This is a genomic window from Lysinibacillus antri (assembly GCF_003977595.1).
Taxonomy (GTDB): Bacteria; Bacillota; Bacilli; order Bacillales_A; family Planococcaceae; genus Ureibacillus; species Ureibacillus antri.
In genome coordinates, this window is the sequence record NZ_RYYR01000010.1 from 14,896 (window position 1) to 41,854 (window position 26,959).

Annotated in this window: 28 protein-coding genes, 1 pseudogene, 1 riboswitch and 1 other annotated feature; of the genes and pseudogenes, 14 read left to right on the forward strand and 15 right to left on the reverse strand. The window is 38.4% G+C overall.

Annotated features, from left to right (window positions below; all coding sequences use genetic code 11):
• The first annotated feature begins 3 nt into the window (after positions 1-3).
• The 5 genes from EK386_RS09015 to EK386_RS09035 all read left to right on the forward strand — a co-directional run bounded on the left by EK386_RS09015 (position 4) and on the right by EK386_RS09035 (position 4,661).
• Positions 4-894, forward strand: coding sequence for an SDR family oxidoreductase (locus tag EK386_RS09015; protein WP_126658831.1), 891 nt, complete (start codon positions 4-6; stop codon positions 892-894).
• 170 nt (positions 895-1,064) lie between these two features.
• A complete protein-coding gene (locus EK386_RS09020; protein ID WP_158674401.1) occupies positions 1,065-1,745 on the forward strand; it encodes a nuclease-related domain-containing protein in 681 nt (226 codons plus the stop codon).
• Positions 1,746-1,943: 198 nt separating this feature from the next.
• The gene (locus EK386_RS09025; RefSeq protein WP_126658833.1) at positions 1,944-2,834 is read left to right on the forward strand and encodes a transporter substrate-binding domain-containing protein; all 891 of its coding nucleotides are present in this window, start codon (positions 1,944-1,946) and stop codon (positions 2,832-2,834) included.
• A 96-nt stretch (positions 2,835-2,930) separates the two neighbouring features.
• Positions 2,931-3,473 carry a cysteine hydrolase family protein gene (locus tag EK386_RS09030; protein WP_126658834.1) on the forward strand — a complete coding sequence of 181 codons (543 nt, stop codon included), beginning with the start codon at positions 2,931-2,933 and terminating at the stop codon, positions 3,471-3,473.
• 240 nt (positions 3,474-3,713) lie between these two features.
• Positions 3,714-4,661 carry an L-threonine 3-dehydrogenase gene (locus tag EK386_RS09035; RefSeq protein ID WP_126658835.1) on the forward strand — a complete coding sequence of 316 codons (948 nt, stop codon included), beginning with the start codon at positions 3,714-3,716 and terminating at the stop codon, positions 4,659-4,661.
• Positions 4,662-4,829: 168 nt separating this feature from the next.
• Here the strand turns inward: EK386_RS09035 and trpB (EK386_RS09040) are convergent, their stop codons facing one another.
• From trpB (EK386_RS09040) to EK386_RS09070, 7 genes are all read right to left on the reverse strand, one after another.
• Entirely contained in the window at positions 4,830-5,993 is a 1,164-nt protein-coding gene (trpB, locus tag EK386_RS09040; protein ID WP_126658836.1) for a tryptophan synthase subunit beta, read from the reverse strand.
• 133 nt (positions 5,994-6,126) lie between these two features.
• The gene (trpA, locus tag EK386_RS09045) at positions 6,127-6,909 is read right to left on the reverse strand and encodes a tryptophan synthase subunit alpha (protein WP_126658837.1); all 783 of its coding nucleotides are present in this window, start codon (positions 6,907-6,909) and stop codon (positions 6,127-6,129) included.
• Positions 6,906-8,096, reverse strand: coding sequence for a tryptophan synthase subunit beta (trpB, locus tag EK386_RS09050; protein ID WP_126658838.1), 1,191 nt, complete (start codon positions 8,094-8,096; stop codon positions 6,906-6,908). Before trpB (EK386_RS09050) ends, trpA begins: the two co-directional genes overlap by 4 nt.
• A 7-nt stretch (positions 8,097-8,103) precedes the next feature.
• Positions 8,104-8,730: a phosphoribosylanthranilate isomerase gene (locus EK386_RS09055; RefSeq protein WP_126658839.1), complete on the reverse strand. Its 627-nt coding sequence runs from the start codon at positions 8,728-8,730 to the stop codon at positions 8,104-8,106.
• On the reverse strand, positions 8,730-9,527 hold the full coding sequence (gene trpC, locus EK386_RS09060) for an indole-3-glycerol phosphate synthase TrpC (RefSeq protein WP_126658840.1): 798 nt from the start codon (positions 9,525-9,527) through the stop codon (positions 8,730-8,732). Before trpC ends, EK386_RS09055 begins: the two co-directional genes overlap by 1 nt.
• Complete coding sequence (trpD, locus tag EK386_RS09065; protein WP_126658841.1) at positions 9,528-10,562, reverse strand: anthranilate phosphoribosyltransferase; 1,035 nt, start codon at positions 10,560-10,562, stop codon at positions 9,528-9,530. It abuts the gene before it with no gap.
• Positions 10,563-10,662: 100 nt separating this feature from the next.
• Positions 10,663-10,917, reverse strand: a binding site (T-box leader).
• 179 nt (positions 10,918-11,096) lie between these two features.
• On the reverse strand, positions 11,097-11,579 hold the full coding sequence (locus tag EK386_RS09070; protein ID WP_126658842.1) for a QueT transporter family protein: 483 nt from the start codon (positions 11,577-11,579) through the stop codon (positions 11,097-11,099).
• Between the two features lie 6 nt (positions 11,580-11,585).
• Positions 11,586-11,630, reverse strand: a riboswitch (PreQ1 riboswitch).
• Between the two features lie 433 nt (positions 11,631-12,063).
• Between EK386_RS09070 and EK386_RS09075 the strand changes: the two genes are divergently transcribed.
• Genes EK386_RS09075 through EK386_RS09085 form a run of 3 tightly spaced genes read left to right on the forward strand, consistent with a single transcriptional unit; the run spans position 12,064 to position 14,909 of the window.
• Complete coding sequence (locus tag EK386_RS09075; RefSeq protein ID WP_126658843.1) at positions 12,064-13,062, forward strand: ABC transporter substrate-binding protein; 999 nt, start codon at positions 12,064-12,066, stop codon at positions 13,060-13,062.
• A gap of 28 nt (positions 13,063-13,090) precedes the next feature.
• Complete coding sequence (locus EK386_RS09080; protein ID WP_126658844.1) at positions 13,091-14,122, forward strand: ABC transporter permease; 1,032 nt, start codon at positions 13,091-13,093, stop codon at positions 14,120-14,122.
• The gene (locus EK386_RS09085; RefSeq protein ID WP_126658845.1) at positions 14,115-14,909 is read left to right on the forward strand and encodes an ABC transporter ATP-binding protein; all 795 of its coding nucleotides are present in this window, start codon (positions 14,115-14,117) and stop codon (positions 14,907-14,909) included. Before EK386_RS09080 ends, EK386_RS09085 begins: the two co-directional genes overlap by 8 nt.
• Here EK386_RS09085 and EK386_RS09090 read toward each other — a convergent pair.
• The 6 genes from EK386_RS09090 to thiD all read right to left on the reverse strand — a co-directional run bounded on the left by EK386_RS09090 (position 14,906) and on the right by thiD (position 20,615).
• Positions 14,906-15,322: a hypothetical protein gene (locus tag EK386_RS09090; RefSeq protein ID WP_126658846.1), complete on the reverse strand. Its 417-nt coding sequence runs from the start codon at positions 15,320-15,322 to the stop codon at positions 14,906-14,908. The two genes, EK386_RS09085 and EK386_RS09090, sit on opposite strands and share 4 nt — an antisense overlap.
• A gap of 62 nt (positions 15,323-15,384) precedes the next feature.
• Positions 15,385-16,647, reverse strand: a complete 1,263-nt coding sequence (gene ilvA / locus EK386_RS09095) for a threonine ammonia-lyase IlvA (protein WP_126658847.1) — start codon at positions 16,645-16,647, stop codon at positions 15,385-15,387.
• A 198-nt stretch (positions 16,648-16,845) separates the two neighbouring features.
• On the reverse strand, positions 16,846-18,195 hold the full coding sequence (locus tag EK386_RS09100; protein ID WP_126658848.1) for a YjiH family protein: 1,350 nt from the start codon (positions 18,193-18,195) through the stop codon (positions 16,846-16,848).
• A gap of 426 nt (positions 18,196-18,621) precedes the next feature.
• Positions 18,622-19,299 carry a bacillithiol biosynthesis deacetylase BshB2 gene (gene bshB2, locus EK386_RS09105; RefSeq protein WP_126658849.1) on the reverse strand — a complete coding sequence of 226 codons (678 nt, stop codon included), beginning with the start codon at positions 19,297-19,299 and terminating at the stop codon, positions 18,622-18,624.
• 12 nt (positions 19,300-19,311) lie between these two features.
• Positions 19,312-19,662, reverse strand: a complete 351-nt coding sequence (locus tag EK386_RS09110) for a YojF family protein (RefSeq protein ID WP_126658850.1) — start codon at positions 19,660-19,662, stop codon at positions 19,312-19,314.
• Between the two features lie 119 nt (positions 19,663-19,781).
• Positions 19,782-20,615 carry a bifunctional hydroxymethylpyrimidine kinase/phosphomethylpyrimidine kinase gene (gene thiD, locus EK386_RS09115; protein WP_126658851.1) on the reverse strand — a complete coding sequence of 278 codons (834 nt, stop codon included), beginning with the start codon at positions 20,613-20,615 and terminating at the stop codon, positions 19,782-19,784.
• Positions 20,616-20,805: 190 nt separating this feature from the next.
• Between thiD and EK386_RS09120 the strand changes: the two genes are divergently transcribed.
• The 5 genes from EK386_RS09120 to EK386_RS09145 all read left to right on the forward strand — a co-directional run bounded on the left by EK386_RS09120 (position 20,806) and on the right by EK386_RS09145 (position 25,507).
• A complete protein-coding gene (locus tag EK386_RS09120; protein WP_126658852.1) occupies positions 20,806-21,483 on the forward strand; it encodes a uracil-DNA glycosylase in 678 nt (225 codons plus the stop codon).
• Positions 21,484-21,769: 286 nt separating this feature from the next.
• Entirely contained in the window at positions 21,770-22,060 is a 291-nt protein-coding gene (locus EK386_RS09130) for a YwdI family protein (RefSeq protein WP_126658854.1), read from the forward strand.
• A gap of 55 nt (positions 22,061-22,115) precedes the next feature.
• A complete protein-coding gene (locus EK386_RS09135) occupies positions 22,116-22,493 on the forward strand; it encodes a DUF423 domain-containing protein (protein WP_126658855.1) in 378 nt (125 codons plus the stop codon).
• A gap of 119 nt (positions 22,494-22,612) precedes the next feature.
• Positions 22,613-23,791 carry an amidohydrolase gene (locus tag EK386_RS09140; protein WP_126658856.1) on the forward strand — a complete coding sequence of 393 codons (1,179 nt, stop codon included), beginning with the start codon at positions 22,613-22,615 and terminating at the stop codon, positions 23,789-23,791.
• Positions 23,792-23,824: 33 nt separating this feature from the next.
• Positions 23,825-25,507, forward strand: coding sequence for a methyl-accepting chemotaxis protein (locus EK386_RS09145; protein ID WP_126658857.1), 1,683 nt, complete (start codon positions 23,825-23,827; stop codon positions 25,505-25,507).
• A gap of 82 nt (positions 25,508-25,589) precedes the next feature.
• Here EK386_RS09145 and EK386_RS09150 read toward each other — a convergent pair whose 3' ends face one another.
• Together EK386_RS09150 and EK386_RS09155 are read right to left on the reverse strand one after the other, a co-directional pair.
• A complete protein-coding gene (locus EK386_RS09150; RefSeq protein ID WP_246027633.1) occupies positions 25,590-26,027 on the reverse strand; it encodes a spore coat protein GerQ in 438 nt (145 codons plus the stop codon).
• A gap of 47 nt (positions 26,028-26,074) precedes the next feature.
• Positions 26,075-26,407, reverse strand: a pseudogene (locus tag EK386_RS09155) (cell wall hydrolase).
• Between the two features lie 343 nt (positions 26,408-26,750).
• Here EK386_RS09155 and EK386_RS09160 point away from each other — a divergent pair.
• Positions 26,751-26,933, forward strand: a complete 183-nt coding sequence (locus EK386_RS09160) for a hypothetical protein (RefSeq protein WP_126658859.1) — start codon at positions 26,751-26,753, stop codon at positions 26,931-26,933.
• The last annotated feature ends 26 nt before the right edge of the window (positions 26,934-26,959 follow it).

Consider the following 26,959-nt stretch of genomic DNA (forward strand, 5'->3'; position numbering starts at 1 on the left):
TCATTGGGCTTACAAGAGTGGAATATGGATGGGAAGGTTTGTTTAATTACTGGAGCGAATGCAGGTATTGGGAAGCGGGCTGCACTTCAACTGGCTAAATTGGGTGCGGAAGTAATCATAGTCTGCCGTAATGAAGTAAGTGGGAAAATGGCAGCTAAAGAAATCATTACGAAAACAGAGAATCCTAGAGTCACGTTCTTAAAGGGAGATCTTTCATCCCAGACCAGTATTCATCAACTCTCAAGGGAAATACACAATCAGTTTGATCGACTTCATGTGTTGATCCATAACGCAGCAAATTTTGATTTGTCTATGAAAAAGCCAAAGTTCACTGAGGAGGGAATCGAAACTATTTTTGCTACCAATCACTTAGGTCCGGTTTTGCTTAGCAATTTGTTAGTGGATCAATTAAAGGAGGAAAAGGGGCGAATCATTACAATCGCTTCAAAGGGTTTATTGGTATATCCATTTATGACCGTTGATTTTCAAAATTTAAACGGAGAACAAAGCTTTTCGCCGACGAAAGCCTATTATCAATCAAAACTGGCACAACTGATGTTTACGTATAAAGCTGCTGAAATACTACAACCAAAAGGCATAACCGTAAACGCTATCCGAGTACCTAGTGTCCAATTGGATGAAGGACGACATGAGGAAGTATCTGCTTTGCTGAGGACAGCCTACAAAATAAAGCGAAAGTTCTCGATTACACCAGAACAAATGGCACGCACATATGTTTATTTAGCTGCCAGTCCCGACTTAGAACAGATCACCGGTAAGTACTTTGACGAGGAAAATAATATGGTCCATTCCTCCAAAAAATCCTATGACCCGTCTGTAATAAACAAACTTTGGGAAGTGAGCAATCAACTTACAAAAATTGAGCAGTGGTGATGTTCTAAAATTGAGAAATAATAATTGTTTGGTTTATAAGACTCTCTGGGCGGATTGTAACTTAGTGGGTCTTTTTTATTGTTTTTAGTACTAGAGAGTTTTTTAGAAGGGTTTGAATAAATTTCCAAATACATTAAAATTAGATACATAATTTGGAAATGAGGGGTAAGATGATTCGAAATCTAGTGAAGTTTGCGAAAAGTGTTTTTAGTAAGAAGGAATCTGTATTTAATCAAAAGTCAGCATTTTCTACATATAAGGAGCAAACAGGGAACGGAAGATTAGCTACAGCATTCAATAAGGGGAATAATGGTGAGTACTTATCTTATAAAGAAATAGCAAGTTTACCAGGGTATCATAAAGTGCTATTTAATTTATATCTTCCTAAAAATGAGAAGACAACTGAAATTGATTTAGTTTATATACATGAGACTGGAATCTACGTCATTGAATCTAAAAACTATAGTGGCTGGATTTTTGGAGACGAAAACAATCGCAACTGGACCCAAACGATGCCTAATGGTAAGAAGTATCCATTCTACAATCCTATTTGGCAAAATAACGGACATGTGCGAGCACTCCAAGCATTACTCCCATCTGTTTCAAAAGCACACTACCAATCCATTATTGTATTTAGTGAAAGATGTACACTGAAAAAAGTAAGTTATGATGCAACAAAAAATATCGTGCTTAACCGGTATGACTTAAGAAAACGATTGTCTAAACAAATTAATAATTCATTGAATGTACTGGAGCCAAGTCAGATCGATAAAATATATAATTTTCTAGCACAGTATTCGAAGGTGGATCAGTCGATAAAAGAGCGACACATTGAGAATATGAAAGTATAAAAATTAAAATAGTATGTAGTTTTATGATTCATAATAATTCGGAAAGTGGGAATCTGAACACTTGATTGTACATTACCTGAACCCCTCCTTTCGACAAAATCTGACTATTTCCATTTTCTAATAATTTGCTAAAATTATCCACAGTTTAGAAAATCACATTGGTGGTTTTAATATTTTATGGATAAGGGAGATAGTCAGATGGATTTTAAAAAACTAGGGAAATTTTTAGCGATGGGGGTTGCGTCGGTATCAATTTTAGCGGCATGTGGTAACAGCGAAAGTGATCCAGCTAAAGAAGATGCTACGTCAAAAACGGAAGATACAACGGAAGCAACACCAGAAGTGCAAAAAGTGAAAGTGGCTTTTGCACAAGCAGCAAAACCGATTACATATGTAGATGAAAACGGAAATGCGGCGGGGTATGATGTAGATGCGATGAAGTTAATCGACGAGCAATTAGAAGAATATGAATTTGAATTCTTCCCTACTTCGGATGAGGATTTGTTCATCGGGGTAGAGCAAGGGAAATATGCAGTGGGAGTTAAAAATGCCTTCTTTACGGAAGAGCGTACGGAAAAATTCCTTTATCCACAAGAATTTATTGGGTTAAGTAGCGCGGGTCTTGTGTTAAAAGCAGATAAAGCGAATATTAAAAACTTAAGTGATTTTGCTACGGCTAATTATAAATTGGCGCCAATTTCTGCAAGTAGTGCTCAATATACAATCGTAGCGGAGTACAATGAAGCATATCCAAATAACCAAGTTCAATTGGACGCAGGGGATGAATTTAATCTAGATGTTGTTCAATGGGTAAACGAAGGTCGTGTTGACGGTGGGATTACAATTGAGGCCATCTATACAGCCCAAGTGTTAAACGAAGAAGGTCCATACTATGCCTTTAAAGACGACCTAGTGTACAACGAATTTGCGGTTATTAAAACGTGGCCATTATTCAATAAACAGCAAACAGAATTCGCAGCGGCTTATGATGAAGCAATGGCACAAGTGCGTGAATCCGGTGCTTTAAGTGAATTAATGGAACAATATTATGGAAAAGATTTATTTCCGTTATTAAATAGTGCGGAGTAGTTAAAATGAGATCTGCCAATGGTTCACGTTGGTAGGTCTTTTCTTTTGTCGTGTAGAATACATAGGAAGAGAATCTTTTAAAAAGGAGTAATTTAAATGACAAAAGAAGCCTTGCTTATTGTTGATATGAGCAATGATTTTGTGGCGGATGATGGTAGTTTAACAGTAGGGAAGCCGGCGCAAGAAATCGTTCCGTATATTGTGGAAAAAGCGAACGAATTTTTAACCAATGACCAAATTGTGGTGGTGGCGATGGATGCTCATGAAGAAAACGATCCACACTTTGAACTTTGGCCAGCTCATAATGTAGTCGGGACAAAAGGGCAGCAACTTTATGGTGATTTATTTACTTGGTTCAATGAGCATCAATCCAATCCCAATGTCCTGATGCAACCGAAAACAAATTATAATGCGTTCTTTAAAACTGGCTTAGCTGAAAAATTAAAAGCTTCAGATGTTGAAAAAGTTCATGTGGTAGGGGTTTGTACGGATATTTGCGACTTTTTAACAGTTGCAGGTGCGGATGCAGAAGGTTTCAAAACAGCTATTCATAAGAGGGGTGTGGCTACTTTTACTGATTTAGGGGACACTTTTATTAGCCATATGAAAATATGTTTCTTTACCGAAATCATTGAATAAACCAAAATGTAATTTCTTAAGCTTCGTTCCTAGTCAGGGGACGGAGCTTTTTTCGTGCTGTATGTTTTTACATCTATCGGCCCTCTTGCATATGATAAAAAGATGACAGCTCTACACAAATTTTTTATTGTCTTTTTATAATGAACGAATTATAATAAAAATCAATTGAAACATTGATATATTAAGGTTTTAGTGTGTTTTTGAGGTGGACAATTGTTTTCTAACAGAGGAGGTTGCAGCATGAAAAAAATAATTGTAACGGGTGCGTTAGGTCAGATCGGTTCTGAGCTTATTGTGAAATTACGTGATATGTATGGGGAAGAGAATGTTTTATCAACGGATATTCGAAAAGACACGAGCGTATGTGGTCCGTTTGAAATATTAGATGTAACAGATGGAAAGCGTATGTTTGAACTTGCCAAGCAATTTGAGGCAGATACGATGATTCATATGGCGGCTTTACTATCGGCTACCGCAGAAAAAAATCCGTTATTCGCATGGAATTTAAATATGGGTGGCTTAATGAATGCGTTGGAAGTATCAAGGGAGTTAAATTTACAGTTCTTTACACCAAGTTCAATTGGTGCATTTGGGCCATCAACGCCAAAAGACAACACCCCTCAAGATACGCTCCAACGTCCCACAACGATGTATGGGGTGAATAAAGTAGCGGGAGAATTGTTATGTGACTATTACTTTAACCGATTTGGTGTGGATACACGCGGTGTGCGATTCCCAGGGTTAATTTCATACGTTACGCCTCCTGGTGGGGGAACGACTGATTACGCGGTTGATATTTATTATAAAGCCGTTGAGCAAGGACGATACACATCCTATATTGCAGAAGGTACGTATATGGACATGATGTATATGCCAGATGCGCTACAAGCCATTGTCAATTTAATGGAGGCAGATGGGGAAAAATTAAAACATCGCAATGCTTTTAATATTTCAGCAATGAGCTTTGAACCTTCCCAAATCGCAGCGGAAATTAAAAAACATATCCCATCGTTCAAAATGGATTATGATGTGGATCCGGTTCGCCAAAAAATTGCGGATAGCTGGCCAAATGCAATTGATTCATCCGCTGCCGTAGAAGAGTGGGGCTTCAAAGCAGACTATGATTTAGCAAAAATGACGATTGATATGTTAGATAAATTACAACGAAAAAATAAAATGATTTCATAAAAGAAGGCTAGGAGAATGGGCAAAAACCCCGTTCTGCTAGCCTTCTTTTATGTCTAGCTACAGTGGCTAGCTCCTCGACAACTTCGGTGCTGTCTGCAAGGGCAAAGAGCGCCCTTTTGTCAGCCCCTCCAGTTGTTGTCGGAGCTGGACGAGCCACTTCCGCTTTTCTTACTTATTTAACATGGCAAAAACTTGCTCTACGTCTTTATCGCCACGCCCGGATACATTAACAATAATGCTATCTTCTGGTGAAAGGGTAGGTGCTAATTTTAATGCATGTGCCACTGCATGAGAACTTTCTAATGCAGGAATAATGCCTTCTACTCGTGATAATGTTTTAAATGCTTCTAATACTTCTTCATTCGTTGCCGTTACATATTCACCACGACCAGTAGTATGTAAGTAGGCATGTAGTGGACCAACACCTTGGTAATCAAGACCTGCAGCAATTGATTCAGTATCTAAAAGATTGCCTTCTTCATCTTGTAACACATAACTTTTAAATCCGTGGAATACAGCAGGCGAGCCTTTTGATAATGTAGCCGCTCCAGCAGGTTCAACCCCGATTAGACGTACTTCTTCATCGTTAATGTAATGGTAGAAAGCACCCGCTGCATTACTACCACCACCAACAGCAGCCACCACAGCAGTTGGAAGTTTACCTTCTTTCGCTAAATGTTGAGCGCGACTTTCTTTACTGATAATCGATTGGAAATGTTCAACCATCTCCGGATATGGAGTCGGTCCAACAGCAGATCCAATTAAATAAAACGTATTTTTATAGTTTGCGACTAAATCTGCAAACGCTTCGTCTACCGCTTCTTTTAATAAACCTTGACCTTTATCTACCGCCACGACTTCTGCACCTAATAACTCCATGCGGAATACGTTTAAAGCTTGGCGTTTTGTATCTTTTGCACCCATGTAAATTGTGCATTCCATACCAAACATCGCACACGCAGTAGCAGTTGCCACACCATGTTGACCAGCGCCCGTTTCCGCGATGACACGTTTTACACCCATACGTTTTGCTAATAAAATTTGACCAAGTACATTGTTAATTTTATGAGAACCTGTATGATTTAAATCTTCACGCTTTAGGTAGATTTTGGCACCACCAAGTTGTTTTGTTAAATTTTCAGCTAAATAAAGAGGATTTTCGCGGCCAGCATATTCACGTAAGTAGTACTCTAGCTCTTCATTAAACTCAGGGTCATTTTTATATTTCTCGTATTGCTCCCCAATGTATTGTAAAACTTCTTGTAAATCTTCAGGAACGAAACTACCACCAAAATCCCCATAGTACCCATTTTTAATTGCTGTTTGACTCATTGCTAACATCTCCCTATATATAAATTTAATAACAACCTGAATCTAGTTGGAATCCCGCCAAAAATGGTGAAAATCCCGCCATTTTGTTTTAAAATCCCGTCAAACTTTGAAATAATTCCGCCAACCTCAAAATCTACCGTACTGTAGCTACTTTAGAAGCTAATACTAATTCCTCAATCGTCGCCCAATCGTCATTTGCTAAGCTGTCAACAATTTTACTGCCGACAATCACTCCGCTACAAAATGCGCCGAAGCTTTTGACGTGATCTGGAGAAGAAATTCCAAATCCTGCTAAAACAGGGGTATCCGTGTAGTCTTGAATTTTGGCAAAGTGCTCCTCTAATTCATTTGCAAAGCTAGAGCGTGCACCTGTAATGCCGTTTACTGTTACGGCATAGATAAATCCTTCACTTGCTTTTGTTAAACGTTCCACTCGTTCAGGCGTACTTGTTAAAGAAACGAGTTGGATAAGGGCAATATTTGCTTCTTGTAAAGCAGGATGAATAATGTCTTTTTCCTCTAATGGCATATCGGGAATAATCACACCACGAATTCCAGCAGCACTCGCATCTTGGGCAAACTGTTCAACGCCATAAGCTAAAATCGGATTTAAATAGGTCATAGCTACAAGAGGAACTTTAATTTCAGAAGCAAATCCCGCTAACGTTTCAATTACTTTTCGTAAAGTTGTGCCGTTTGCTAATGCACGTTCACCGGCACGCTCAATTGTAGGGCCGTCTGCAACAGGGTCTGTGAAGGGAATACCTACTTCAATTGCCGTCACACCGAGTTCCTGAAGCTTTGAAATGGTTGATTGAAGCTTTTCTAAACCACCGTCACCTGCCATGATGTAAGGGACGAATGCTTTATCGCCATTTGCGGTTGTCGCTAAAATCGCATCTTTTAATTGACTCATGATAAATTCCCTCCAAGTGCTTCAGAGATTGTATGAACATCTTTATCGCCACGTCCTGATAAACAGATAACAAGAATTTCATCCGGTGACATTGTTTTTGCTAATTTTGAAGCGTAATAAATGGCATGGGCACTTTCTAATGCTGGTAGAATTCCTTCTGTACGGCATAGTAACTTCACGCCTTCTAATGCCTCATCATCTGTCACTGTATCGAATTTAGCGCGTCCACTTTCATGAAGGTGACAATGCTCTGGTCCGACACCTGGATAATCTAGGCCTGCTGAGATGGAATGAGCTTCTTGGACAAAGCCATTTTCATCCTGTAATAAATACATAAAGGCACCGTGAAGAACTCCTGTTTGCCCACCTTGAATCGCCGCAGCATGTAGTCCAGTTGCAACGCCTTTACCAGCAGCTTCAACACCGAATAAAGCAACATCTTGATCCTCTACGAAAGGATAGAACATACCGATTGCGTTACTGCCACCACCTACACAAGCAACCACAGCATCTGGTAGACGATTTTCAAGATTTAAAATTTGTGCTCTTGTTTCGTCCCCAATCACACGTTGGAAGTCACGAACAATTGTTGGGAATGGGTGAGGTCCAAGTGCTGAACCTAAAATATAATGGGTATCGTCAATGTTTGTAACCCAGTGACGTAATGCTTCATTTACCGCATCTTTTAATGTAGCAGAGCCTTTTTCAACAGCCACTACTTTTGTACCAAGTAGCTCCATACGGAACACGTTTAAAGCTTGGCGTTTTACATCTTCTGCGCCCATATACACGATACATTCAAGATTTAATAGGGCACAAGCAGTTGCAGTTGCTACACCATGTTGACCGGCACCCGTTTCAGCGACGATTTTTTTCTTCCCCATACGTTTTGCTAGTAGCGCTTGCCCTAACGCATTATTAATTTTGTGGGCACCTGTATGATTGAGATCTTCACGTTTTAAATAAATTTTTGCTCCACCACAATAATCTGTTAACCGTTCAGCAAAATAAAGTGGTGTTTCGCGACCTACGTAATTTTTTAAGTAATATTTCAATTCATTTTGAAATTCTTCATCGTTTTTATATTGATCATAGGCTTCTTCAAGTTCTTGAAGTGCCGTCATTAATGTTTCTGGAACAAACTGACCACCAAATCGGCCAAATCTACCTTTTACTGTTGTTGTCATTATTGGTTCACTCCTTAGCGACTGAAATTGAAGTTGTCGCAGTTTCTATGAATTGTTTAATTAATTCGCTATTTTTTACTCCATCACGTTCTACACCACTTGATACATCCACTCCGAAAGGCTCCACTTGGGCGATGGCACGACCGACGTTTTCTTGGTTTAAACCACCCGCTAAGATGATGCGCTCTTTGGAAATAGAAAGCTGATCAAGTAGGGACCAGTCAAACACTTTCCCGCTCCCACCTGCAAAGTCCGTACCAGGAGCATCGAATAAATAGTAATCGACGTCATATTTGCTTGCTTTTTCAACATCTTCATATGAACGGATCGAAAATGCTTTAATGGAAGGGTAGCCTAAATTTTTGATAAACTGCGCCTCTTCATTGCCGTGGTATTGGACGTAATCAAGTTCAGCTACTTGGACGGCTTGGTGAACTTGTTCTTCGGTTGGATTGACGAAAACACCGACTTTTTTTACATGAGACGGGATTTGTTGTGCAAGTTGTGCGGCACGTTCGAACGAGATTTGACGTTTACTTGGAGCAAACATAAACCCAATCCAAGTAGCACCTGCTTCGATGGCTACTTGCACATGTTCTTCTTCCTTTAACCCGCAAATTTTTACCCTAGCCATTACTTCACGTCCTTTACGAAGAAGGGAAGGGATACTTGTAAGGATTGTAAAGCTTCTTCAACATTTCCACTACGCATTAACGATTCACCGACTAAAACACCACGAGCACCTACATTGGCAACCCGATTTGCATCCTCTGCGTTCCAAATGCCACTTTCACTAATAAACGCGATCTCTTCATGGGCGTTGATTTTTTCAGCTAACTTTTCCGTTTGCGCTAAATCCATTTGGAAGGTTTTTAAATCGCGATTGTTCACACCAATGATTTTTGGTTTGATGGCTAATGCGCGGTCGAGCTCTTCCTCGTTATGAACTTCGACTAATACATCAAGACCTAAAGCTGTTGCGTATTGATAGAAAGCTTTTAGTTGTTTATCTGATAGTGCCGCAACGATTAAAAGAATAACCGAAGCACCAGCAGCTTTTGCGTAGTCAATTTGCACTTCATGAATAATAAAGTCTTTATTTAAAAGTGGGATATCAACGTGATTTGCGATATCTGCTAAATCTTGAAACGAACCTTTGAAATACTTTTCTTCTGTTAAAACAGAGATACAAGCTGCTCCTGCACGTTCATATTTTGTTGCTTGCTCAACAGGGTTTGTGCCTTCAGCAATGAGTCCCTTCGAAGGTGAGGCACGCTTCATTTCTGAGATCACTTGAAGTGTGTCAGATTTACGTAACACATCATATAAGGAAGGACGTACTTTTGGTTGTACATCAAATTTCGGTTTGTTCGCTAACAGTTCTGGAATTAATGTTTCTTTATGTTCAAGAATGGTTTGTAAAATGGTCATTTAAATTGCACGCTCCTTTAAAATATCCTGACTGAATGAAATGATCTCATCTAGTTTTGATAAGGCTCTACCAGATAAAATGCTTTCGCGTGCCATGTCGACCCCGTCTTTTACAGAGTCTACAAGTCCATATGCGAAGAATCCAAGCCCTGCATTTAATAAAACGGCATCAAAATATGAGCTTAGCTTTCCGTTTAATAGCTCGCGTAGAATCACAGCATTTTCATCCGGCGTCCCACCAATTAATTTAGTGATTGGGACAGGGGATAGACCTAACTTCTCAAGATTAATAGTGAAGGATTGAATTTCGCCGTTAGATAGAAGGGCGAGTGTGTTATCACCATCAAGAGAAGCTTCATCCATGCCTTGTGTACCCGAAACGACCACAGCCCGTTCACGACCAAGTAATCGTAAAACATTTGCATATTCCTCGACTAAGTCAGGGCGATTAATGCCAACGAGTTGCGTTTTTAAATTGACTGGGTTTGTCAGGGGGCCACACATATTAAAAATAGTTGGTTTCCCAATATCTCTACGAATTTCACCAAGGCGTTTTAATTTAGGGTGAACTGAAGGAGCATAAAGGAACGCAATGCCATGTTGTTGTAGTAGTTCAACAGAATCACTCACAGTAAACTCTGTATGAATGCCTAGCGCTTGTAAGACATCGGAACTCCCTGAAGCACTTGAAATTTTACGGTTCCCGTGTTTTGCTACTTGCACATCATTTGCTGCAAGGACAAAAGCGGATGTTGTACTAATGTTGAACGTTTTTAAGCCGTCACCACCTGTACCACAGTTATCGATATATTTACCATCTGGAACAGGCACTTCTACTGCATTTGATTTCATGACCGTTGCAAAACCTGCAATTTCTTCGGCCGTTTCACCTTTTGCACTTAAGGTAAGTAGGAAAGATTTAATGTCCTCTTTTGGAGTTTCTTCATTAAATACAAGTTTTGCAGCTTGAACCATATCTTCAAAAGGTAAGTTTTCCCTAGCGTTTACTCGGCTTGTGAATAATTGGATATTCATAAGTTTTCATCCTCCTAATTTTTGAAGTTAGCAGGTAAGAATAGGTGAGGGTGAGTTTTTTCGGAAATAAAAAAGTCCTCTACAAAAGGAATTTCCTTTTGTAGAGGACGATATTATACCGCGTTGCCACCTCTGTTGAAGTAATTGTACTTCCACCTTGGCGTGAATTCATGTTTTGGTCAGAATAAAAGCCCAAAACTCTGAAAACACTTCCTTATAACGTAGGAAAGACGTCAACTAACATAAGTCAGTTGCTCTCATAAGGCCCATTCACGAATCTAGCGCACTAGTTTCCACCAACCACTAGCTCTCTTAAGCGTTCGAAATCGCTACTATTCTTATTCATCAATTTACTCTGCTATTCTCATCTAAACTCTGCTTTGCTCTGTCGGTGGTCGCGCTCCCGCAACCTGCTACCGTACCCGAACAATGATTTAACTAGTATTGTAGACTTTTAGTTCCTCGTTGTCAATGTTTTCAGAAAAATCGCGCGATAAAAAAACCGAGATGCATTATGGCTCTCGGTTTGAAACGTTAAATTAAGTCCTTAAAGTTTAAACGTTTATTTAAAAGATGCATAATCGGCACCCCAACAATTAACACTACCAACTCACCAACTGCACAAGTTAACCATGTCCATAGAAACGGTAATTCTAGTGCAAGATTTAACTCAAACGCAATGATAAACATTGTAAACGTAAATAAGAATGAGTTAATGATCATACGTGCCAGTGTGTTTTTTACAAACTTACAAATCAAAAGGAAGATTGCAAGAGTGATGATGGAATGACCTACTCCAAATACTAGGTCATAAAGGCCGAGTGGTGAGAATAAATTGGCAATAAACACACCAATCACAACACCAAGCATGTAACGTGGGTTAAATGCTACTAAATGATTAAACATCTCAGAAACACGGAATTGAATTTCCGTAAATCCAAATGGTGCTACTAACATAGTTACAGCAATATAAAGCGCCGCAATAATCCCTGTTGTAGCTAAAAATTTTACTTTCATATTCTTTTCTCCTTAGTTTTTTTTCGTGGGATGGTTTCGAACCACGGTGGATAAGAAAAGTGAAAGGCGCCTGTAGCTAGACACTGTTCAAACCCTGACAATTGATATTTTCTTATAATCACACAAAGTAATATATTAATATAGTTTATTTTTTATGTCAAATTTATATCAAAAAATCTAGGGAAATTGCGGAAGATAGCTGAAGTGCGAAAAAAGTCGAAAAATTGTCACAAAATTGATGGTTTACTAATATAACAAATTATTTTGTAAATTGTGATAGTTTAGCGATTTAAAGCGTCAAAATGGTATTGTAGAAGCAATAATTACTTATTTGGTCAGTTCAGTAGGTTCTGATTCTTGTTGACTATTAAATGAGTACATTGTAATATATCGATAAACTCAAATTTTTTAGAATAGTCTAATATATTTAGAAAATTCTAATTAATGAGTTGGACTAGAGAAACTCGGGGGGAATTGACTAATTATGAAGAAACTTTCTTTCTTGCTTTTTGGTTTAGTTCTATTACTTGCAGCATGTGGTGGCGGTGGAGAAAAATCTACTGACTCTACTGATACAGGTACAGACACTAAAACTGAAGAAGCAAAATCATTTAAAGTTGGTATTACACAAATCGTAGAGCATCCTTCATTAGATGCTGCGACAGATGGTTTTAAAAAGGCACTTGAAGATGCAGGACTTGAAGTAGAATTTGTTGAAGAAAACGCTCAAAATGATCAATCAATGAACACTACAATTGCACAAAACTTAGTAAATGAAGGCGTTGATTTAATTTTCGCTAACTCAACTCCATCTGCACAAGCAGTTAAAGGTGCAACATCAGATATTCCAATCATTTTCACTTCAGTAACAGATGCAGTTGGTGCTGAATTAATCGATTCAATGGAAGCCCCTGGTGCAAACGTTACAGGTACAGTGGACTTACACCCTGATACAATTTCAAACACTGTTAACTTCTTAAAAGACGAACTAGGTGCTAAAAAAGTAGGTACAGTTTACAACACTGGTGAGCAAAACTCAGTTGCTCAAATCGAGCAAATTAAAACACTTTTAGAAGAAGCAGGTCTTGAATTAGTAGAAGCTGCAGTTTCAACTTCAGCTGAAGTAAAACAAGCAACTGAATCTTTAATTGGTAAAGTAGATTCTTTATACATCATCACGGATAACACAGTAGTTTCTGCATTAGAGTCTGTAGTAGACGTTGCAAATGCTCAAAAACTTCCACTAATGGTGGGTGAGTTAGATTCTGTAGCACGTGGTGGTTTAGGTGCATACGGTTTTGAATACTATGATATCGGTTATGAAGCGGGTCAAATGGCTGTGAAAATTTTAAACGGTGAAGCAACTCCATCAGAAATTCCATCAGCATACCCAGCAAACTTAAAATTACTTATTAATAAAGCAACTGCTGACAACTTAGGTCTTGAAATTAAAGACACTTGGAACGCAGAATTTAGCAAATAATTTACAGGTAGTAAGGAGATGATTCACCATGTTTACAGCATTGTTCGGTTCGGTTGAGCAAGGAATCATCTATGCAATTATGGCACTCGGGGTGTATCTAACATTCCGAGTGTTAGATTTCCCGGATTTAACGGTTGATGGCAGCTTTGTTACAGGTGCGGCTACTGCAGCAATGATGATTGCACTAGGCTACAACCCAGTATTAGCTACATTGATGGCAATTGTTGCTGGATTTATTGCAGGATGTATGACAGGACTATTACACACGAAAGGTAAGATCAATCCGCTGCTCTCAGGGATTTTAATGATGATTGCGTTGTATTCAATCAATCTACGCATTATGGGGTTATCTGCAGAAAATGCAATTGTGAAACCAAATATTCCACTTATGAACTCTGACACAATTTTTTCCCAATTCCAAGGTTTTTGGGGTAATTTAGGTATTGATGATGCGATGAATAGCTTTATTCGAGAGACTTTAGGTTTTCAATCAGCACCATCGACTTGGGGAACTGTTCTATTAGTATTAATCGTTACGGTAATTATTAAATTTATCGCAGATTGGTTCTTAAAAACAGAAGTAGGGCTGGCGATCCGTGCAACAGGTGATAACAAAAGAATGATTCGCAGCTTCTCGGCAAACACAGATTCTTTAATCGTGTTAGGTCTTGGGATTTCTAACGCCTTAGTTGCATTTTCTGGAGCTTTAATCGCTCAGTATTCAAAATTTGCTGATGCAAATATGGGTATCGGAATGATCGTTATTGGATTAGCATCAGTAATTATTGGTGAAGCCATTTTTGGAACAAAAACTATTTTCCGTACAACATTAGCTGTTGTGGCAGGGGCAATTATTTACCGTATTATTTATGCAATCGCATTACGTATCGATTGGTTAGATACATCTGATATGAAATTGATCACTGCAGTTATCGTAATTTTAGCGCTTGTTATTCCACAAGTTGTTGATAAACGACGGGAAAAAGCACGTAAAGCAAAACGACGATCAGAGCGTCTAGGAGAACAAAATGTTGCGCAAGGAGGGAATCACCTTGCTTAAGTTAGAGGGTATCAACAAGATTTTCAATGAAGGCACACCCGATGAAAAAATTGCTTTAGACAATATTAACTTACACTTAGCACCTGGCGATTTCGTTACAATTATCGGGAGTAACGGTGCAGGTAAATCTACGATGATGAACATGATTTCTGGCGCATTAACACCAGACTTCGGTTCGGTTATTATTGATGGCAAAGACGTAACAAGACTTCCTGAATACAAACGTTCACATTATATTGGCCGTGTGTTCCAGGACCCAATGGCTGGTACAGCACCTTCCATGACAATTGAAGAAAACTTGGCCATTGCTTACTCAAGAAACGCAAAACGTGGGTTACGTGGCGGTGTAAGCAAAGGACGTAAAGACTTTTTTAGAACATCTTTGGAAAAGCTATCGTTAAACTTAGAAAACCGTTTAAATGCAAAAGTAGGAATGCTTTCAGGTGGAGAACGCCAAGCTTTATCATTATTAATGGCGACTTTCACGAAACCTGCCATTTTGCTACTAGATGAACATACAGCAGCCCTTGACCCTTCAAGAGCTGAGTTGATTACAAAATTAACGAAACAACTTGTTGAAGAAGGGAACCTGACAACATTAATGGTTACCCACAATATGCAACAAGCCATCGATTTAGGAAATCGCCTTATTATGATGGATAAAGGTCAAATCATCCTAACAATCGATGAAGATAAAAAACCAAACTTAACGATCCCAGACTTAATGACCGAGTTCGAAAAAATCCGTGGAGAAAAAATGAACTCAGACAGAGCGTTACTGGGCTAATAGAAAAGAGGCCATCTCAAATTTGAGATGGCCTCTTTTCTTTTGGGGATTTTTATGAAATGTGCTAAGTCGCACGTAAATTGAACAAACTCGCACATAAAGTCACGAATATCGCACATAAGCCCCCAAAAACCGCACATAAAGTCACGAATATCGCACATAAGCCCCCAAAAACCGCACATAAAGTCACGAATATCGCACATAAGCCCCCAAAAACCGCACATAAAGTCACGAATATCGCACATAAGCCCCCAAAAACCGCACATAAAGTCACGAATATCGCACATAAGCCCCCAAAAACCGCACATAAAGTCACGAATATCGCACATAAGCCCCCAAAAACCGCACATAAAGTCACGAATATCGCACATAAGCCCCCAAAAACCGCACATAAACTCATGAATTTCGCACATAACCAATTAAACACCAAATAAAAAACGCACTCGATACATAATCGAGTGCGTAAATCTCTAAATTAAACCAACAATCCAAACAACGTACTATCCTTATTCACTTCTTTAAATTCGAAGCCGTTGACACGCATGCGGTCGACAAGACCTTGATAGTCTTCGGGCTTGCTTACTTCGATTCCAACTAGGGCAGGACCAGCTTCTTTGTTGTTTTTCTTCGTATATTCGAAAGTTGTAATATCATCGTTTGGACCAAGCACAACTGTTAGGAATTGGCGTAATGCACCAGCACGTTGCGGGAAATTGACGATGAAATAATATAAAAGTCCTTCAAATAATAACGATTTTTCGCGAATTTCTTGCATACGGCTAATGTCGTTGTTTCCACCTGTGATTACGACAACTGCAGATTTGCCTTTAATTTGATCTGCATATAAATCAAGGGCTGCTACTGGAAGGGCACCAGATGGCTCAGCAACAATGGCGTGTTTATTGTATAAATCTAGAATCGTTGTACTGACTTTCCCTTCTGGAACAAGGACGATATCATCTAAATATTTGCGGCAAATTTCGTACGTTTTCGTTCCAACACATTGTACCGCTGTCCCGTCACAGAATTTATCAATTTTATCGAGAGTCGTTGGGCCATCGTTATCGAAGGCAGCCTTCATACTTGCTGCTCCGGCTGGCTCTACACCGATGACTTTACTGTTTGGTGATAGGTTCTTCACATACGAAGAAATTCCAGCCATTAGACCGCCGCCACCAATTCCACCGAAGATGAAGTCAATTGGTTCTTCGATGTCATTCATCACTTCTACTGCTACTGTACCTTGACCCGCCATGATGTCTAAATCATCGAATGGGTGGATAAAGATCATATCGTGCTCATCACAGTAGTCCATTGCTGCTGCTGCGGAATCGTCGAATGTGTCACCAGCTAAAATGATTTCAATATTGTTACGACCAAACATGCGAACTTGATCGACCTTTTGTTTTGGCGTTGTTAAAGGCATGAAGATCGCACCTTTAATGTTTAGGTGAGCACAGGCAAATGCTACGCCTTGTGCATGGTTACCAGCACTTGCACACACTACACCACTTGCACGCGCTGCTTCTTCAATTTTTTTAATTTTATAGTATGCACCACGCAACTTAAATGAACGAACGTGCTGTAAATCTTCACGTTTGAAATAAATGTTGGCACCATACTTTTCTGATAAATATTCATTTTTTTGAAGTGGTGTATGTACAACAACATCTTTTAATAAGTGATGGGCAATTAATATATTTTCAACTGCAAAGCTTTTAGTATCTGCAACTTCCATTATCTTGTACCTCCGTTTTATCTAAAACATTTTCTAATTTTAACATAGAAATCGAGTTTTTTTACAAATATTTATTGAATTCAAAAAATTAAATCAATGAAAACGCTTATATTTGAACGAATTTTTAACTTTACATAATATTGGTATTGAGGGATTATCCAAAAATGTAAAAGGGCTGGCAAGTGCCAACCCTTTTGCTTAGAAAATTATATGTGCAACCAACGCAATTATTGGAATAGAGATGAGTGTACGGATTAGGAAGATAATAAATAAATCCCAAATCTTAATTGGTAGTTTTGTTCCTAAAATTAATCCGCCGACTTCTGACATGTAAATTAATTGTGTTACTGAAACTGTTGCGATGAAGAAACGAGTTAAGTCAGATTCGATACCCGCTCCTAAAATAGAAGGTAATAACATATCTGCAAAACCAACGATCATTGTTTGAGCTGCTTCATCCGCAAAAGGAATTTGGAGTACAGCTAAAATTGGCTCAAATGGCATCCCTAAAATTTTAAAGACGCTTGTGTATTCAGCAAGAACTAATGCAATCGTGCCGAAAGCCATAATGACTGGTGTAATGGCAAACCACATTTCAAGTACGTTCTTAAATCCTGAAGCAATGACTTTTCCTAAATTTTGATTACTCTCTGCTTTTGTTAACGCATTGTGTAAGCCGAAAGATATAGCGTTGTATCCTTCTGGAATATCTTCACGTTTTTCATTAGCTACTGAGCCATCAAAATTTGTATCAGGTTTCTGACGTAATGGGTAAATACGTGGCATAATGAATGCTAAAATTAACCCGACTACAATAACCGTTCCATAGAATTGGAGGAAGTAGTTATTTAAGTTTACTGTTTCAAGGACAACGAAACAGAAAGTAATGGATACAACTGAGAATGTTGTAGCGATCGTTGCAGCTTCACGTGCTGTATAGTTGCCGTCTTCGTACTGTCTAGCTGTTAGAAGAACACCGATTGTTCCATCTCCAACCCATGATGCTAAACAGTCGATAGCAGAACGTCCAGGAATTTTAAATAATGGACGCATAATTTTTACCATCATGGAACCAAAGAACTCGAGTAAACCAAAGTCCGTAAGTAATGGTAACAATAACCCGGCAAATAGGAATAGCGAGAACATCATTGTAACTAAGCCGCCATCTGGAGTAATTAGTAGCCCGGCAGTATAGTCACTAATAAAGCTTTCTGGACCAACTTGGAATAAATACATCGCTGCAAAAATAACAGCTAAAATACGCATAATCGTCCAGAACCAGTTTACACGGAATAATGAATCCCAAATTGTGTGCTCTCTGTTTTGTGGAACAAATTTAATTATTACTGAGCCTGTTGCTGCAATAATAAAGATAATAAATGCAAACCAATGTATGAAGGATGCCGTTAAATCTGATACTGCATTAGCGAGTAATGCAATTGGAACCTTTAAACCGTCTTCTGTATTCATTGGTGTAATAAATAAAAATACACCAACAATTGAAAGAAAGATAAAAAGGAACCATGTATATGGAGTGAATTTTTTCATGATGTTTTTACCTCTTCTGTTGTAGTAGTATTTGAATATTTATTCAATATAAAGGAGAAATATACAGTTGTAAATAGCTTTAGTTAAAGTAAAATTATTCAGAAACTTTCAAATGTGTGAAAATTGAATAGGTTTACAAGATATGGGTTTTTCTCTACGTTGTGAAGAGGGATTCCCGTTTTTCTGAGTGGCAATAGATGCTATTTTTGTAATGGTTCAAATCCTTGTTGGGTAATGCATTAGTGTATAAAATTTGAATGGTTTTCACATAGGTCCTAAAAACCTATACGTAATTATTCTTAGAAGAAGTTTACTATTAAGCGTGTTTTTTTATTCAATTATATGTATACGATAGGGGGAGGTAATTATTGCTATTGAAATGAAAAAAGGGAATCTCTAAATGTAGAGTTCCCTTTCGTATCTATTTTAGTCTTCAAACTGATAATGATAAAATCTTTCGAAGTGTAGCCAGCTATCACTCATAGGTCTGCCATCATCGATACGTTTCGTGCTTTCTTCAATCATCCAAGCAGTTTGAGAAGCATGAGCTTTTAGTGCATTTACTTTATCGAGTTTTACGTTGCTTACATCGATTTCGATATTCGGAGGTCCTACTTCAGCGAGGGTGTTGTTCGCAAAACCGACTGCGTAAACGGTTGGACGTTCATCTTTTGGAATGCGACGAACAGCTTCTATCACGGCGCGTCCAGTGGCTTCGTGGTCTGGATGGACGGCATAACCCGGTAAGAACGTAATGATTAATGAAGGATTCAACTCATCGATTAGATTGGTTACGAGTTTTACCATTTTTTCATCATCTTCAAATTCAACGGTTTTATCGCGTAATCCCATCATTCGTAAGTCGTCAATGCCCATATGCTTACAAGCTTCTTTTAATTCTTCACGGCGAATTTCAGGTAAAGACTCTCGTGTTGCAAATGGAGGATTACCAAGATTTCTGCCCATTTCTCCTAAAGTTAAACAGGCGTATGTAACAGGGACCCCCATATTTCGGTAAAGTCGAATCGTTCCTGCTGACGAAAAAGCTTCGTCGTCTGGATGAGGAAAGACAACTAAAATCTGGCGTTGTGGTTGTAAAGTCATGTACTTCACTCCTTAATAAGTAAATGGTGTTTCACTAATTTCTAGTGCCACAGCAAGTTTTCCAGTATAGTCTAGCCCAGCCATTAATAGGCGGCCTTTTTCATCCAATTTGTAATGGGTAATTCCTTGAGCATAAACCCAGCCATGCTCCATTTTTAATCCTACGCGGTGTGGCGTGTCATCAATAATTTTGGCAAGTTCAAAGCGAATCTTTGCATTACGAATAAAAGCCCCAGCATTAAACACTTTTTCATCAAAATGCGTGGCATAAGCTCCATTCGTTGTTTCTAGATGAATATAGACGTCTTTGTTCGCAAAAGAATTAAGTAATTCTTGAATCTCGTTCACTTGTACTTCCTTCATCTTAATTCTCCTTTCACATCTACTTACAAAACAGTATAGTAAAAATTGCTACTTAATGAAAGTACCAGGCACCCGAACAATTTCGAATTTTCCGAATTGTTTGGGTGCCTGGCACTAAATTAGATTTGTTTTACAATTACTTCTGGCGCGCCAAGTCTTGGTTTTGCGCCGTGGTATACAGGTCCTACAAATTCGTTTAGTTTCCAGCCATGTTTGATTCCAGCTGCAACAAATTCTTTGGCTTCAATAACTGCTTCTTTCACAGATAATCCATTTGCAAGATTTGCTGTTACACTTGCTGCAAATGTACAACCTGCACCATGGTTATAAGTTGTATCTACTTTTTCAGTTTCTAATAAGTAGAAATCTTGACCATCATAGAATAAATCAACTGCTTTATCAGATTGCAGTGCGCGGCCACCTTTAATCACAACATTTTTCGCACCTTTTTCTACGATTTTTTCAGCAGCGATTTTCATTTCTTCAATCGTTTTTGGTGTACCAGTGCCTGCTAGTTGACCTGCTTCGAAAAGGTTTGGTGTTGTCACAAGGGCGTTAGGTAATAAATATTCAATCATTGCGCCAACTGTACCAGGATTTAGTACTTCATCTTCACCTTTACAAACCATCACGGGATCAATGACAACATTTTTTACGCCAGATGCTAAAATTGCTTCACCACTTGTTTTGATTACTTCTTCTGTTGAAAGCATGCCTGTTTTTAGTGCATCAATGCCAGTAGAAAAAGCTGTTTTTAATTGGGCTTTTAACACATCAATCGGTAATGTATGAACACCGTGTGCCCAGTTGTTATCAGGGTCCATAGTGGCAATCACTGTAACTGCCGCCATGCCGTAAGTATCATGTTGTTCAAATGCTTTTAAGTCTGCTTCTAACCCTGCACCACCTGATGCGTCAGAACCAGCGATTGTTAATGTTTTTTTCAAAGTCATCTATATCGTACTCCTTAATTTAAGATTATTTAATATAATGAAGTATATACTAATGCTGACTTTGTAAAAATAGTCAGAATGATTAAATAGTATATGGTCAGACTTAAAGATTACTTAAAAAATTGTGCTAAAAACTACTATTGAAACATGGGTGTTAATAAAGTACGTTGAAGAAGGGGTGTATTTAAATATGAAAATGAATTTCCATAATGAGTGGCAGACAATCCTTGAGGAAGAGTTTGCCAAGCCGTACTTCAAAAAACTAACAGACTTTGTAGCATTGCAATATAGTACATCAACAGTGTATCCACCAAAAGAAGAAGTCATGAGTGTTTTTCATACAGTGCCCTATAAAAAAGTAAAGGTGGTCGTGTTAGGTCAAGATCCTTATCACGGACCAGGACAAGCTCACGGGATGAGTTTTTCTGTCAAAAAAGGAGTTCCACATCCACCGAGCTTACGAAATATTTTTAAAGAACTTTCAACGGATATCGGTTGTAAGGTCCCAAAAGATGGTTATTTAATGAAGTGGGCGGAGCAAGGAGTATTTTTATTAAATACGGTTTTGACTGTTAGACAAGGTGAAGCTAATTCCCACAAAGGAGTTGGTTGGGAGCAATTTACAGATACGGTCATTGGAAAGTTAGCAATGCGAGACGAACCAATTGTGTTTGTATTATGGGGAAAACCTGCTCAAACGAAAAGAGCCATTATTGAAAAAAATGGTGCGCATCATTACATTTTACAAGCACCTCATCCAAGCCCATTAAGTGCCCACCGTGGATTTTTCGGCAGTAAACCCTTCTCTAAAATAAATGAAAAGTTAGTTGAGTGGGGGAAAGAGCCGATTGATTGGTGTTTGGAATAGTAGTTATTACCGATAACTACTATTCATCCCGCTTAAAACGTGTGAAGTTCACTTACTTTCCACTTTATTGGAATCGTGTTAAATTGATATAGAAAGTCAGGGATTATATGAAAGTAAATTGTTTTAAGTGCCAACATTTTCGAGTGACATGGGATCAAAATAACCCTAGAGGATGTGCGGCCTACCAATTCAAATCAAAACAGCTTCCCTCAATGGTCGTAAAACAATCTTCTGGAATGGATTGCATGCAATTTTCACTTAAAACTACAGAGGAGGCACGAAAAAGATGATTTCGTACCAAACGTTAATCAATGAAATCGAACAACTTGTAGCAAGTGCAAAAGGTGAGAAAGATGAGCAACAAATACGCGAACAACTAAGTGCAGTTCGTGCATTATGTAATGTGGCGTTATCAAGCAACAAGCAAACTCAGTCTGGAAGCGTTAGTTATAAAAGCAGCGCAACTCCAGTGAGTAACTCGGTTCAACAGGACAATATTGTAAATAATGTATCATCACTTAACGGAGCAAAATTAAAGGAAAACGATGCCAATGGAGAATCGATTTTCGACTTTTAGAAATTTGCCGTGAATTTTTAGAACAGAATACATAAGAAATGAGGTAATTTAAATTATGAAAGGTTCAATTATATCCGGTGCTATCCATGGCTTTTTAGCGGTCGCTTTAGGAGCATTTGGTGCCCATGCTTTAAAAAATATACTCGATGATTACGGTACAGGTATTTGGGATACTGCAGTGCAATATCAAATGTTCCATGCCACTGCTTTACTGTTTATTGGTGTATTAATGAGTTCGAAATTACTTGGAGGGGTCAAGCAACTTAAAATTGCCGCGATTTGTATGAATCTAGGTATTTTAATTTTCTCAGGTAGTTTATTTGTTCTAGCAATCTCGGGTATTGGTATATTAGGTGCTATTACGCCAATTGGGGGAGTATTGTTTTTAACAGGTTGGGTTCTAACAATCGTTGCTGTTTTAAAGCATAAGTAAAAGTACTTAAAAATTGTGAGTAGTTAGATGTAATTCTTTAAATTTCGTAATAGATTGATATAGTAGGTAAACAATCTAACATTAATGAAATATTGGTCGAAATGGAGAGGGGATTTCCTATGGATTATTTGTTTTCGGCATTACATAAAAATTATGAAGAAATGGTATCGATTCGCCGGTACTTACATGCTAATCCGGAGCTATCGTTTCATGAAGTGCATACACCAGCATATATCGCAAACTATCACCGAGAATTGGGGCTCCAAGTACGTGAAGGAGTAGGTGGAAGAGGGGTAGTGGCTACTTTACGTGGGGCAAAGCCAGGGAAAACAGTAGCATTACGTGCGGATTTTGATGCTTTGGCGATTCAGGAGCTTAATGATCTCCCATATAAATCAAAAGTAGATGGGGTTATGCACGCCTGTGGTCATGATGGCCATACAGCGACATTACTTGTCCTAGCGAAGGTTTTAAAAGAGATGCAAGAACAACTTGCGGGAAATGTTGTCTTTATCCATCAATTTGCCGAAGAAATTACTCCAGGCGGGGCAAAACCAATGATTGATGATGGCTGTCTAGATGGCGTCGATGTAATCTTTGGAACGCATTTATGGGCACCAATGCCTTTAGGAGATGTTGGAGTACGCACTGGTCCGATTATGGCAGCAGCTGATATGTTTGATATTACGATTCATGGTAAAGGTGGTCATGGCGCAGAACCACACAATTCAGTAGACGCGATTGTCATTGGTTCGCACTTTATGACACAATTACAAACATTGGTTTCAAGACGAGTGGATCCATTAAAATCGGCAGTTGTAACTGTTGGGCATTTTGAAGCTATCAATCCCTTTAATGTCATTGCTGAGAATGTCGTCATTAAAGGGACGGTTCGTACGTTTGAAGAGAGCGTGCGTAGTCTTCTTGAGCAGGAAATTGAATTGTTATTGAAATCGGTTTGTGAAGGGGCTCATGCTACGTTCGACTATAAATTTTCAAGAGGGTATCCACCAGTTGTGAATCATAAAAAGGAAACGCAATTTCTTGCAGATGCAGCTTGCCTTGTACCAGAAGTGCAAAATGTAAAAGAATGTGCGCCGTTTATGATTGGTGAAGACTTTGCGTATTATTTAGAAAAAGTGCCAGGGACATTCTTTATCACGGGGGCAAAAAATCCAGAGTGGGAAGAAGCTTATCCTCATCATCATGCACGATTTAATTTTGACGAACGTGCCATGTTAATCGCAGCAAAAACGATGGGACTTGCAACACTAAAATATTTAAAACATAGCAAATAAAAACTACTACTATGATGATTGGGGGAGTGATTTATGAGTATTGGTGGGAAATTGAGTCTTTCATTTTATTCATTAATTGTTCTTATATGTATTTCAGTTGGTGTAAGTTTTTTTAATTTGAATACGATTGATAAAAACATGGACGAATTATTAGATAAGCGGCTTGCACAAATGTTAAACATTGAAGAAATGCGTTATTCGTTAGCGATGCAAGGGTTATTGGCACGTCAAATCGTTATTGATGATTCAAATTCGATAGATAGCTTAATAACATTTAAAGAATTGTTTGATGAAGAATTTGCGACATTAAAAGAAGCTTCTAAAAGTGATGTCATGAACGGTTACATTTCAGAAGTTGAAGATGTAAGAGCAAGTTACAATTACAATATGGAAACAGCAATTAAAGAGATTCAAACAGGGAATACAAGCCGCGCAATAATGATTATCAATGGATCTCTTTCAGAAGATAGCAAAAATCTAACTGGAATTACAGACAAAATGTTTGAATACCAAACAAAACAACTTGATCAAATTCACAAGCAATCGGATTCTTCTATGTCCTCAGCAAAAACGATCTCAACTGTCGTATTAATTGCTAGTTTACTAGTAAGTATTTATTTAGTGATCTATGTAAAACGCTCAATTACAATACCATTAAGAAATGTTGTAAAGTCAGTTAGCGTTGTTTCAACGGGGAACTTAACGGAAGAAGATCTAAAAGTTCGTACAAAAGATGAAATCGGTCAACTTTCACAAGCCTTTAACACAATGAAAGGTAACTTAAAATCATTAATTGTCAATGTTCAATCTAGTACGGAACATTTAAGTGCAGCTGCAGAGGAATTATCGGCAAGTACCGAAGAAATAACAGCTTCCACTGAAGACATTGAGCAACGTGTTGGAGCCACTGCTGAACAAGCAAAGGTCAGTGCGCAAGCGGCAAATGAAAGTGCTCGTTCCATGGATGAAACGGCTGCTGGTGTACAACGTATTGCTGAATCCACGCAAGTTTTACACAATAGTTCAATAGAAGCAAACGATACAGCAACGCATGGGACAACGATTCTTCAACAAGCAGAACGACAAATGGAAACAATTAGTCATTCTACAACATTAGTAAATGATCTCGTTCAACGATTAAGTAAACAAACAGAAGAAATTGAAAGCATCTCCAAAGTAATTACAGATATAACGGAACAAACGAATCTATTAGCATTAAATGCGGCCATTGAAGCAGCAAGAGCAGGCGAGCATGGAAAAGGATTTGCGGTTGTTGCCGAGGAAGTTCGCAAACTTGCGGAAGAGTCAAAAATGTCAGCGAGCCAAATTTTTAATCTAACTGTAGAGATCAAATCGGATACGGATAATGTAGAAAAAGCGGTAAGTGAATCCTTAACTACAGTCAATGATGGTGTGAAAGTGATTGGCGCGGCAGGGGAATCCTTTAAAACGATTGTCCATTCAGTAGAGAAGATGAAAACGCAAATTGAAGAAATTTCCGCGACATCTGAACAAATTTCGGCAAGTGCTGAACAAGTTTCCGCATCAGTGAATGAAATTTCTAATGGCTCATCGGAATCAGCTAAAGATGTAGAAATGATTGCCGCTGCAATTGAAGAGCAAGCAGCAACAATGGAACAAGTAAATCATGTAGCTGTGGAGCTTAGTGTTAAAGCCCAAGAGTTACAAAACGAAATACAGAAATTTAAAATTTAAAGAAAAGCGGAAGCGGCTCGCCCAGCTCCGAAAACAACTAAAAAATCCACTTCACCAATTTTAAGTGAAGTGGATTTTTTCATTATCCGGGTAGGCCAGGTGTTTGAGCGAAATATGCTAATTCTTCATCAAACTCAGCGTAATCAAAGTAAATCATTGGGAATAAGAAGTAATGATTTGTTTGTAATTCACGAATAATGGCATGATCTCGACCTGCTTCAACCACAACGCCCCGTACTCTTTTTGTATTTCCTTGTTGGTCGATCCCAGTTGCAGATGGAACTGTAAAATAGAATGTTCCTGGTTTCCCTCGGTTTAAACGTAAAATATTTTCGATGTATGATTCTTCGCGAAGATTTGGTGCAGTGATATTTCGACCAGGCATGGCGGTAATTTGCATGTTACCTCCACCAGTCGCTGGCGGCATCATTTGCTGTCCTGTAAATTGGCTATTCTGATATGTCGGGTATTGCCCTGTAGGATATTGCTGTTGACCCATTTGATTCCAATAATAATACAATAAAAAACATCCTTTCAAAGAAATTTTACCATTAGGTTTGATGTTGACTAAACAGTTGAACAATCTTGAGTTGTTGATGCAAAGAAGCAATGCGATTTAAATCTGCCTACATTCCACTGATTAAACTACTGTGTAAGACAATCTCCAGTTGGCATGAAAAACCGTAAAAATCTTTTAGCTGGTGGAAAACATTCGCCTTGAATTAATCGCCTTGCGAATGCAAGATTTTCAGGGCGCACCTGCTGATAAAAGTATTCTTTTGGGGTTGCTTCAAAACCACCTGAACTTTGATATACCATGTGTTCTAGTGTTTGAACATTTTTAAAGTCGAGGCAGTCTGCAACAACACGGTTAACACCGACATTACCGACCAATAGCATCCCTAATTATCCGTCGCCTTCCGCTTCTGCTCACATTAACCGAGCGAGTAAGGAAATTTGCGCTTCATTTGCTGCTACCCTAGCCAAATCACAAACCTCCTCATTACAATGTATATGCATTGGTTACCATTTAAGAATAATGAAATGATAAAAATTCGCCTATGGGTTTAATTTATGAAACATATTACTTTTAAGTTCATATTTTGTATAAAAAAGACAAATTATTAATACAATGAAGTAATAATAGTACGTTTTTCATGTTTCTAGTATTTTGGATGCGGTAGTTAGAGAAAATGGATAAGGGGAATCGTTTAATAAGAAAATTACCTTAGGGGTTGGTACGATGCAAATTGGTATATGGATAGGAATTCTCTTCAGTGCGATTATTGCCTTTGTTGTCGCAAGTTTTTACGAACAACCGTTGCATTGGTATTTATTTGTGTTGATTGTCTTTGTTGGTTTTTTCATTAATACCATTATTTTAATATTGAAAACCAAGGATGAAGGCGAAAAAAACGAGACGTAGGTGAATTGTCCCTCGTCTCGTTTTTT